The sequence below is a fragment of the Trebonia sp. genome, assembly GCF_030042015.1.
Lineage (GTDB): Bacteria > Actinomycetota > Actinomycetes > Streptosporangiales > Streptosporangiaceae > Trebonia.
In genome coordinates this window covers 1-8,674 of the sequence record NZ_JASIAL010000024.1, presented here as the reverse complement: position 1 = coordinate 8,674, position 8,674 = coordinate 1, and the positions used below count along the sequence as shown (strand labels likewise).

Annotated in this window: 8 protein-coding genes and 1 tRNA gene; 2 read left to right on the top strand and 7 right to left on the bottom strand. The window is 65.4% G+C overall.

The window, feature by feature from the left end; all coding sequences use genetic code 11:
- The 6 genes from Q1N79_RS01155 to Q1N79_RS01130 all read right to left on the bottom strand — a co-directional run.
- Positions 1–300: maleylpyruvate isomerase N-terminal domain-containing protein (locus Q1N79_RS01155; protein WP_300603014.1), on the bottom strand; the 300-nt coding region annotated here is incomplete at its 3' end.
- Entirely contained in the window at positions 272–538 is a 267-nt protein-coding gene (locus tag Q1N79_RS01150) for a hypothetical protein (RefSeq protein WP_300603011.1), read from the bottom strand. The genes Q1N79_RS01155 and Q1N79_RS01150, both read right to left, overlap by 29 nt.
- A gap of 1,094 nt (positions 539–1,632) precedes the next feature.
- Positions 1,633–2,571: an AIM24 family protein gene (locus Q1N79_RS01145; RefSeq protein ID WP_300603008.1), complete on the bottom strand. Its 939-nt coding sequence runs from the start codon at positions 2,569–2,571 to the stop codon at positions 1,633–1,635.
- A 15-nt stretch (positions 2,572–2,586) separates the two neighbouring features.
- On the bottom strand, positions 2,587–2,808 hold the full coding sequence (locus tag Q1N79_RS01140) for a hypothetical protein (protein WP_367185010.1): 222 nt from the start codon (positions 2,806–2,808) through the stop codon (positions 2,587–2,589).
- Between the two features lie 387 nt (positions 2,809–3,195).
- A complete protein-coding gene (locus Q1N79_RS01135) occupies positions 3,196–3,603 on the bottom strand; it encodes a hypothetical protein (RefSeq protein WP_300603006.1) in 408 nt (135 codons plus the stop codon).
- Between the two features lie 255 nt (positions 3,604–3,858).
- A tRNA-OTHER gene (locus Q1N79_RS01130) sits at positions 3,859–3,958 on the bottom strand.
- 559 nt (positions 3,959–4,517) lie between these two features.
- Here Q1N79_RS01130 and Q1N79_RS01125 point away from each other — a divergent pair.
- Positions 4,518–5,411, top strand: a complete 894-nt coding sequence (locus Q1N79_RS01125) for a hypothetical protein (RefSeq protein ID WP_300603003.1) — start codon at positions 4,518–4,520, stop codon at positions 5,409–5,411.
- Positions 5,412–6,433: 1,022 nt separating this feature from the next.
- Here the strand turns inward: Q1N79_RS01125 and Q1N79_RS01120 are convergent.
- A complete protein-coding gene (locus Q1N79_RS01120) occupies positions 6,434–7,057 on the bottom strand; it encodes a hypothetical protein (protein ID WP_300603000.1) in 624 nt (207 codons plus the stop codon).
- A 119-nt stretch (positions 7,058–7,176) separates the two neighbouring features.
- On the opposite strand from Q1N79_RS01120, the gene Q1N79_RS01115 reads away from it, so the two are divergent.
- Positions 7,177–8,265 (top strand): IS630 family transposase, encoded by a 1,089-nt coding sequence (locus tag Q1N79_RS01115; RefSeq protein ID WP_300602998.1) that lies wholly within the window; start codon positions 7,177–7,179, stop codon positions 8,263–8,265.
- Positions 8,266–8,674 lie beyond the last annotated feature (409 nt).

Here is an 8,674-nt window from a genome sequence, read left to right as displayed (position 1 = left end):
GTCTTGCAGGATCAGCCGGGCGGGGCGGGAGGCTCCGGCCTCGATGTCTGCCTCGCGCTGCGCGTCGCCGCCGGGATACTGGGCGGTGACCTCGCCGCGCTGCGCTGCCAGCAGCATCCGGGTCTGGCCGTCGGCGTTGCGTGCCCAGTGCGCCAGGACGTGGCCCCGGCTCCAGCCGGGCAGCAGGGACGGGGCACTGCAGTCGTCGTCGGTCATCCTGCTTGCCGATGTCCACATGCGCCGGTGGGCCGCGACAGCTTCGCGAGTGAGCTCAGCGAGATCGGCGGCGGCAACCTCCATGCCGCCATGATCGCACCGGGGACACGTAGCGGGATGACCAGGTTGGCTGGTTAGGTGGCGGCTGCCGGCGCGGCAGCACCGACCGGGACATCTTCAGCGCGTCCGCCCAGCTTGCCACCAAGGCCCGCCGCCATAGCAGGCCGACCAGCACCGCGATCGGGTCTCCCGCGGCCCGGGCCCCGTCCGTCAGCACCCGGGGCCGCTCGAAGATCCCGGCCAGGTCCCTGGCCAGTTCCACGCGATCCGTTCCACACCGCTGGACTCAGGCCATACCCGGTTACCACTTGCCGTAGCCCTAGCCGCACCGGCGTCGTTCACAGGGTGCCGCCGGTTCTCACTAGGTCATGAGGCCTACAACGGTCGTCTTCGGCGTATCAGGAGGTCTCGGTCGTGTGGGCTGACCTTGGCGCATGCCATGGCCATAAATCGAGCGGGACCCAGCGCCTCTCCCCGTCTCAGCCTGTCCCGAGGTGTCCCGTTCCCCGCACTGGTGCAGGAAGATCCTGCCGCGTCCGCGTTGGACGGTATATCCCGCACCTCCCTTCTCGGGGAGACTGGCCCTGGCCGACCTAGACCTGGCCCGTCACCTTCATAACTGCTCGCACAGCCCCTGGAGGAGTGGCCATACGGGCCCGGCCGGGCAGGTCAGCTGTACACCAGGCTGGGGCTGGGGATTTGAGGCTGACTTAATCCCCGCCCATAGTCCGACGATGAGCAGGACGAGGGCGACCCATCCAATCCCAATCCACCGATTCACCGGCTTCCTGGGCGGCTCCGGCGATCGCTTCGGCAGGCGCTGGGCGAGCAGGTAAACGATGCCCCCGACCAGGAGCAGGACGCCGAGCAAGATCGCAATCAGCACGACCGAGGCGGCAAGTCCTTCCATGTCTCGAACGTTACACCGTCCAAAGCGGACGGGGTCATGCCGATATTGCTGGCCCCTGGTGATCGTCTCCATCCAGCGACCTGCGGCACTACGAGTCCGTCCCCTGCTGCGCTCGACGGCTCAACGCCAGGTCTGACGTCGGGTTTCGCAGAGTGCGGCTAACGGTGATCGTTGGCTGTTGATGGTTGTCCGGGGGCACCTCAGCGGCACGCGCGGCACGGGAAACGGCGCCGGGCCCCGATGTGGCTAGTCCTCAAGCACCCGGACGGACCCGGAGTCAATGGCGGTGCAGGCCTCAGCCCGGATCCGCCGACCGCGCCGGCCAAGCGCAGATCACGCTAGTCCCTGCTGGACCTGCGAGGAGAAGTACTCAATCGTCACTGACCCGGCCGGGTCAGCCTGAACGAGGGCGCCCGGGGTAAGTCGTACGCGCCAGTGGCCTGGCACTAGGGGTACAGGGGCTCGGCTTCCTTGGGACCGCGGCGCCAGCGGCTCGGGTCCGGGTTCCAGTTACGCCAGCTTCCATCCGGGCCGAGTTTGTCCCACCCCCAGTGGGCTTCGCTTTTGGGTTCGTACTGGGACTGGATCGCGACGCGGCCGGGCCCGGTCAGCCGGATCATCGTGATGACCATCCAGTGCGCTCGGGGCGACGCCGGGCGCTCCATGTGGATGTTCATGTGCACGGACAGGTCTTTATAGACCAGCGAGTGCGGGATGACGTAGATCCGCTCGCCGTCGGCCAGGTCCCGGATGAAGGTATTCCCGCGGGCGTGCAGGAGCAGCAGTCCGCGCTGCTGCGCGCTGAACCGGTCCATGTACTTCCCGCCCGGGTAGATCACCTCCCCGCCGACGGTCCACCAGATGCCAGAGCTGACCCAGTCGTACGAAACCGCCCCGGTGGCCACGAGGAAATGGTCTTCGGCGACGTCGATGCCCTGGCCAGCCTCGAGCGGCACGGCGATAAGCTCGCCCGGGTCGTCGTCGGAGAAGGCGATATGTCCCGGGCCCGTCGCCTCCATCATCAGCAGCGGCATCCCGGCCTTGCGCCGGTCCCAGCCGTTCTTCATCGGCCGCGCAGCAAGCTGGGTCGTTGGGTCGGCCCACAGCAGTACGTGATGGGAGAAGTAGACCTGGTCACCGGGAGCGAGATTCACCTCGGCCACCGGCACGTAGCTGCCGGTGATCTGGCACCGGGACCGGCCGGCCTGGATGCGGGCCATGTCGCGGATCGGTGGCTGCTCTACCCACCCTTCGGCGTCGCGGAGCTCGCGCAGGTCGACGGGCGCACCGCAGTTCGGGCAGGCAGGGCTGTTCGCATCGGAGCTCAGCCGGCAGAAGGGGCAGACGTAGCCAGGGGATACACCAGGGCCGGCATTCTCGCTCATCACCGCGCTCCGATCTCAGATGATGTGCCGGTGGACGTTCATCGACTGGATTCCGACCCGGCCTGGGCCGGTCAGCTCCGCCCAGTTCGCGTTCCGGAAACCCGCGCCGGCCTGCACCGGGACAGGGCAGATCGCGACCGGTGAGTCCTTGTAGAGAAACCCTCCCGGCCCCACCAGGATTTTTTCGCCGACGCCCAGCCGCCGCTGGAAGACGTCGCCGTACCCATGCAGCAGCAAAGAGCCCCTGCGTGTCACCCGCCACGAACCGGTCCAGGTACATCCCGGGCCCGCCATCCTGTCCCGAACAACCGGGCCACCCATGCAGCTACCGGAAGGTTACTCTCGAAAGCACACAACCCTAAAGAAAAAGCAGATGTGAGTCTCAAACGAGCCGCACCCGGCTGTCAGCCAGCCAACGGCGCAAACTACGATTACTGCCCCGCCGCTGCCGGCGAGCCGGGGAGTTCTCCGCCAAGGCGATGAGCCCCACGGTCTCCGTCGCGAACGGCGAGCGCGCGCGGCTCAGCTGAAAGCGTGGATACTTTGACTTGGCTGATGGTGTCTGTCTGTGCTTCCCGGCTGCTGCCATATTCCGCTGGGGCCGGTACCGCGCGCCAGTGTCAGTCAGACTTCAAGCGCGCGGATAACCTCCTCGGCGTGCTTCTTGTTCGGCGGCGGAACCTCAAGCCGCCACGTACCGCCATGACCGAAGAGGACCGTAAGTGGGGTGGGCACCCCCCGGCCTAGTTCGATGGATTTCACCTCGCTGCGAGCTACGCGTACGAGCACCTTGTCGACTTTGAGCGTGAGGGTCGACTTAAGCCCGACGAGGGCGAGCTCGCCGTTGGTGACAGCCAGCAAGGCGAGCCGACCGAACGTCGGCGTTTGGTCCGGCCCCAAGCTACCTGGGTGCTCGTGCATAACCGCAGCAGCCGCATCGAAGGCTGCTCTCCCGACAGCCATTCCACGGTGATTGACCTTCACCGCCGCAAGCTGCGGCGAGCCAAGTACCTGCGAAGCATCCAACGCCATCGTGGCCTCCCGCGAGATGCAGGCAAAAATAGCCTTGCAATGCGATGTGCCAATAATACTAACGGCGGCTACAGAACGGGGTTCCCTTGCACCCTCAGCTGCTGCGCGCGCAAGAGCGCGGTCTCCTCTCGCTCAGTGAACGACAGGTATCGAGGTTGTCCCGGCCGGAACGGTAACACGGAAGAGCGACATCCGTTCCACGACACGTTCCACGCAATCGAACGTGACTGTTCGAACTATGCTTTCTGAGCTGGGAGCCGCCTATCGGAATCGAACCGATGACCTACGCATTACGAGTCAAACGAGGATCGTCCGTGAGCGTCCATGGCTCGCATGTTGGACCAGCTCAGGCGGCCTGTTCGAGTCGTGTTGGTCCATGCGCGTCCAGCCTTGTCCAGAGTTGTTGTTAGCATTCGCGTTAGCACGTCCGCGCCACCCTCGCCGCGTTAGAACGCCGCATTGTCAGCTTGGGAATCTGAACGATCCACCCGCTGCACGCGACCTGACCTGCGGTGCGGGGTCCCCGCAAGTGACCGTGAGAGACCGCTCGTCACCGGGGTTAATGGCCCGCTAATGGCCCGGCGATCTTGACCTGAACTGCGCGTAAGCGCACGGCTGGCCCGGCTGGTCATCCCGTCACCGTCGGCCCACCCACCGGGGAGCGGGCTGAGCCCCACGGGTCAAGGTGGAGCGCCCTGCCGGACGAACGACCTTGACCCGTGGGGCTCGGTCTGCTCGGCTTGTCCTGGGCCGATAGTGGCGGGATGACCAGGCTTCCACCCCAGCCACCCCACAACCTCGACCATGCGGCGGCGTCCATCCTGGAGCCCGAGGTCCCCGCCGGAGGCATAAAGAAGGAGCCGTATCCGACCAGTACCCGCGCGTAGGATCAGGCACCTATGAATCATCACCGCGTGGTGCTGGAAAATCGGGCTGCCTTGCAGGCAACCATTGCGTTCGGCCTTCGGGAACTCGGGACGCCGCAGTGGCAAGAGGCCGCAGGTTCGGAGGCATCGGTTGAAGTGGCGGACGCTGGGACTGGCCCGGCTGGTCCATGGGGCCAGAACCCGCCCAGGACCGCTTACGCCGCGGCCAACCTGATGATGACCGGCGTACTGGACAATTTGGCCTGCCTTCACCAGATACTGGATGACGCGATGCCGGTCATCGGGCCAACCATCGTGGCCCGCTCGGCGATCGAGATTGCGTCGACGGTGTGGTGGCTGATGGAGCCGCGCATCGGTGTGCGGCGGCGGGTGTGCCGTGAGCTTGTGATTAGCCTGACCAGCGCGCGACGAGCGGGCCAGGTGGCCAGCGGCATGCAAGCCAGTGGGTACCAGACGGGCGGATTGCAGGCCGGGAGCGCGGTTGGCAACGCTCTGCAGCAGGAAGGCCGCGTCCTCCAGCGAATCGCCGACCTAGGGATCAGCTCGCCCACCGGTCGGCGCTACGAACCGGTCATAGAGGGCGAGCAGGCAAGTAACGCCACCGATGCCACGGGGGCAATGCTCAGAGCCGTCGTCCCGGCCAACGCGCCGCCCGACTTCGTGTACCGCACGTACTCGGCTATCACGCATGGCGAGGTATATGGGCTTATGAACTTCATGGCATCTGGAGTGTCCTCAAGCGGCACTCCACTGCTGCACTGGTACCTCCCGCCAGACGTGCTCGACAGTACCGTCCAGGTGACGATCACCGCGTTCCAACAGACGTACCAGCGCATCAGAAAGGTGATGGGCTGGGGCTTCTTGGCCGGTGACCTCTGGGAAGCGAAGGTGCGCCGAATCTACCGCACAGGTCGGCCGTAACCGGCCGTAGAGTCCCGACTTATCGTACATATGGCGTAAGTGACAAAGAGAGGACCGAAGGAGGTCCGGCGACCGTGCCGTCCAACACCGATCCAGGGTTCGGGGCTTATCTCCGCACAGAACCCGACACCGACATCTTGGCCGCCTACCGGGAGAAGACTGGAAGCCTGCTGGTTGCTATGCCGCGTCTCGTCACTGCTTGGCGCGCGCAAGGTGATGCTCCGGATCGAGACGCTTCCAGCCCTGCGCAGGTCGAGAGGTGGATCCAAGATCACCCCGGGGCCGACGACGGGGACTTGGCCGACTGCCGGATCTACGCCAGCATTTGGATGGCCCGCAAGTAGCTGCGCCCTGCCAGCAACGGACGTCACGTTTCCGAGGCTGGACTAACGGCCAGCCTGCTGGCGCGTCTCAAGCGCCCATGATGAAGCGGACTGATCGGCTGCTCCTGCGAGACTTGCACGCCGCGCCGCGACGGGTCGGCCCCCGAGGGCCGCACGCCCGGCGCGAGTGCGGCGGGCAACGGCGGCGCGAAGCGCTGCCGCCTTGATGTAAGAACGGCTCAATTCGGCAGCGCGGTGCGAAGTCGCGAAGTCGCGACTCTTGTCTCCCGTCCTCCTCGTGGGTGCCGGATACCAGGAAGCAGGGGCGAGTCGGGCGCCGGGACGATGGGCATCGAGGAGGACACCGCGCACGCTGATCGAGGCGGTCTGCTATTGCGCGGTCCGGCTGGCGCGGCGGGTCGGCCCGGAGAGGCCGCACGCCCGGCGCGCCGGGCCGGAGCCGCGGCGGCACGCGGAGCGGGCCGCCCTTGATCTGAAATGGCCCGAGGCAGTGGCGTGCGAACTGTCCCACCACGCTGATGTCGCGACGCCCGGAAGCGACCCTCCAACCTTTTGATCCGTAGCTACAGCACACTCGCGCGCATGATTTGGGCAGGCCAGACAGTCCGCGGACGTGCACGGAAGTCCTCGTCAGAGCGCGCTTGTTGCTGACCTTTTCTGCTGTACCGACCTGTCCTCTCATTCGATCATGCGGATTCTCTCTACCTTCGGGTAATCCGCCTTGATGTCGCGCTGCACATCCCATGGGTCATGACCTTCACGGCGTGCGGTAATCAGCAGGCGGATTGGATGATTCCGGTACTGTTCCCGCCATTTGTCCTGGCTAGTACCTGTCATCCAGTGCCCTGGTCGCGTGGCTTGCAGAGACAACAGATCCCAGTTTTTACCGTTTACCCGTGAGTACGGCCGTGGCCGTGATTCACGGTTGCTCACCACCTGGTCACTGGCTCCCGTGTTGAATTCCCAGGGTCCCCAGACGAACGCTTCGGCCTGCTCCTGAGTCACCCCGGAAGGTAGCCCGCGAGACCAGTGATCCCTGTCTGCCTCATCCAGAATGCTGATGACCACTTCATCAAGGGGCTCCAGACCGCCAGTCAATGTCACGCGCAGGACGGCCGAATCAACGGCTGTCTTCTCTACGATGCACGTGATCTCGAACTCTGGCTCAAGTTCATCGTGCCGCCGATCCTGTTCGATGGCAGCAACCTTGGCTTGTTCAGTAGCTTGCTTTCGCGTGTAGGCGGCGCTGGCAGTTGCGACCAAGATCGCCACAGCCGCGACGATAAGTGATGCGATAGCCACGCTCAGAGCGTACGTGCATGAGGGCGACCAGATGAGGTGATTATCCGATCCGAGCTAGTGTGCCGCGGCACACTAGTGTCATGAGTCAATAATTCGGCCTTAGCTGGTAGGCTTAGTAAGTGCCGAGCCCGAAGCTGGTTCCCCTGAACTTGACTGACGATGAGCGGCTGTCGCTGACCGCCTGGTCGCGGCGGCGGAAGACCGCGCAGGCGCTGGCCACGCGGTCGCGGATCATCCTGGCCTGCGCGGAGGGCGGGACGATCAGCGCGGTGGCGGCTGAGCTGGGCGTTTCCCGGGACATGGTGTCGAAGTGGCGGGGCCGGTTCCTGGCCTCGCGGCTGGAAGGGCTGACGGACGAGCCGCGGCCGGGCCGGCCACGGACGGTCAGCGACGAACAGGTCGAGGCCATGATCACCGCGACGCTGGAGCAGGAGCCCCCGAAGGGCGACACGCACTGGTCCACCCGGACGATGGCCAGGTCGCAGGGCATGTCCCAGTCCTCTGTCTCCCGGATCTGGCGGGCCTTCGGCCTCAAGCCGCACATCATCGAGACCTGGAAGCTGTCAACGGACCCGCAGTTCATCGAGAAGGTCCGCGACGTCGTCGGCCTCTACATGTCCCCGCCGGAGAACGCCCTGGTCTTGTGCGTGGACGAGAAGTCCCAGATCCAGGCCCTGGACCGCACCGCCCCCTGCCTGCCCATGCTCCCGACGACCCCGGCGCGGATGACCCACGACTACGTCCGCAACGGCACCACCAGCCTGTTCGCCGCCTTCGACCTGGCCAGCGGCTCGGTGATCGCCCAGCCGTACCGCCGCCACCGGCACCAGGAGTTCCTCCGCTTCCTGAAGCTGATCGACGCCGCCGTGCCGAAGGACCTGGACCTGCACCTGGTGCTGGATAACTACGCCACGCACAAAACCCCGGCCATCCACCAGTGGCTGCTGAAGCACCCTCGCTTCCACCTGCACTTCACCCCGACCAGCTCATCCTGGCTCAACCTCGTCGAGCGGTGGTTCGCCGAGCTCACCAACCGCAAACTCCGCAGGTCAGCACACCGCAGCGTCACCGAACTCGAAACCGACATCCGCAAGTGGATCAGCGAGTGGAACAAGGACCCCAAGCCGTTTGTCTGGACAAAGACCGCCGACGAGATCCTTGAAACCCTCGCCGCCTACTTCGGCCGAATTAACGGGTCAGGACACTAGGTGCCAATGGGTTTGCCGTGGGAGGGCGCAGTCTAGGGTGGCGCTTGCGCCATCCCGGAGGGACGCGACCGCAGGGAGCGCCCTAGACGGCGCGCTTTCACGGCGAAAGAATCGTCGGCACCGTTGGACGGGTTACCCGAACTGATCGGCTGCTGCGGAGGGCCGCAGGTCGTGGTGACGGTGGGACCACCGGCCTTCCGCTGCCTGATATATGCATGGTCGCGCCGAGGCTTCAGCGCAAGGCACAGGATCGCATGCGGGCTCGGCTAGAACAGGCGTTGAAGCGGCTCAGCGAGGCTCTAGGCTCGGTGGACATCGCGCTACCGGACGATGCCGAGTAGCTACACGTTGCTGTACGCCGCTGCTGCGCAGGGGGGCATGTGTTCGAAAAATGGGTGGAGCTAAGGGG

Bases quoted from the DNA above. Each gene is read 5' to 3' on its own strand.
- Q1N79_RS01145 (WP_300603008.1), bottom strand. From the start codon at position 2,571: ATGAGCGAGAATGCCGGCCCTGGTGTATCCCCTGGCTACGTCTGCCCC.
- Q1N79_RS01135 (WP_300603006.1), bottom strand. From the start codon at position 3,603: ATGGCGTTGGATGCTTCGCAGGTACTTGGCTCGCCGCAGCTTGCGGCG.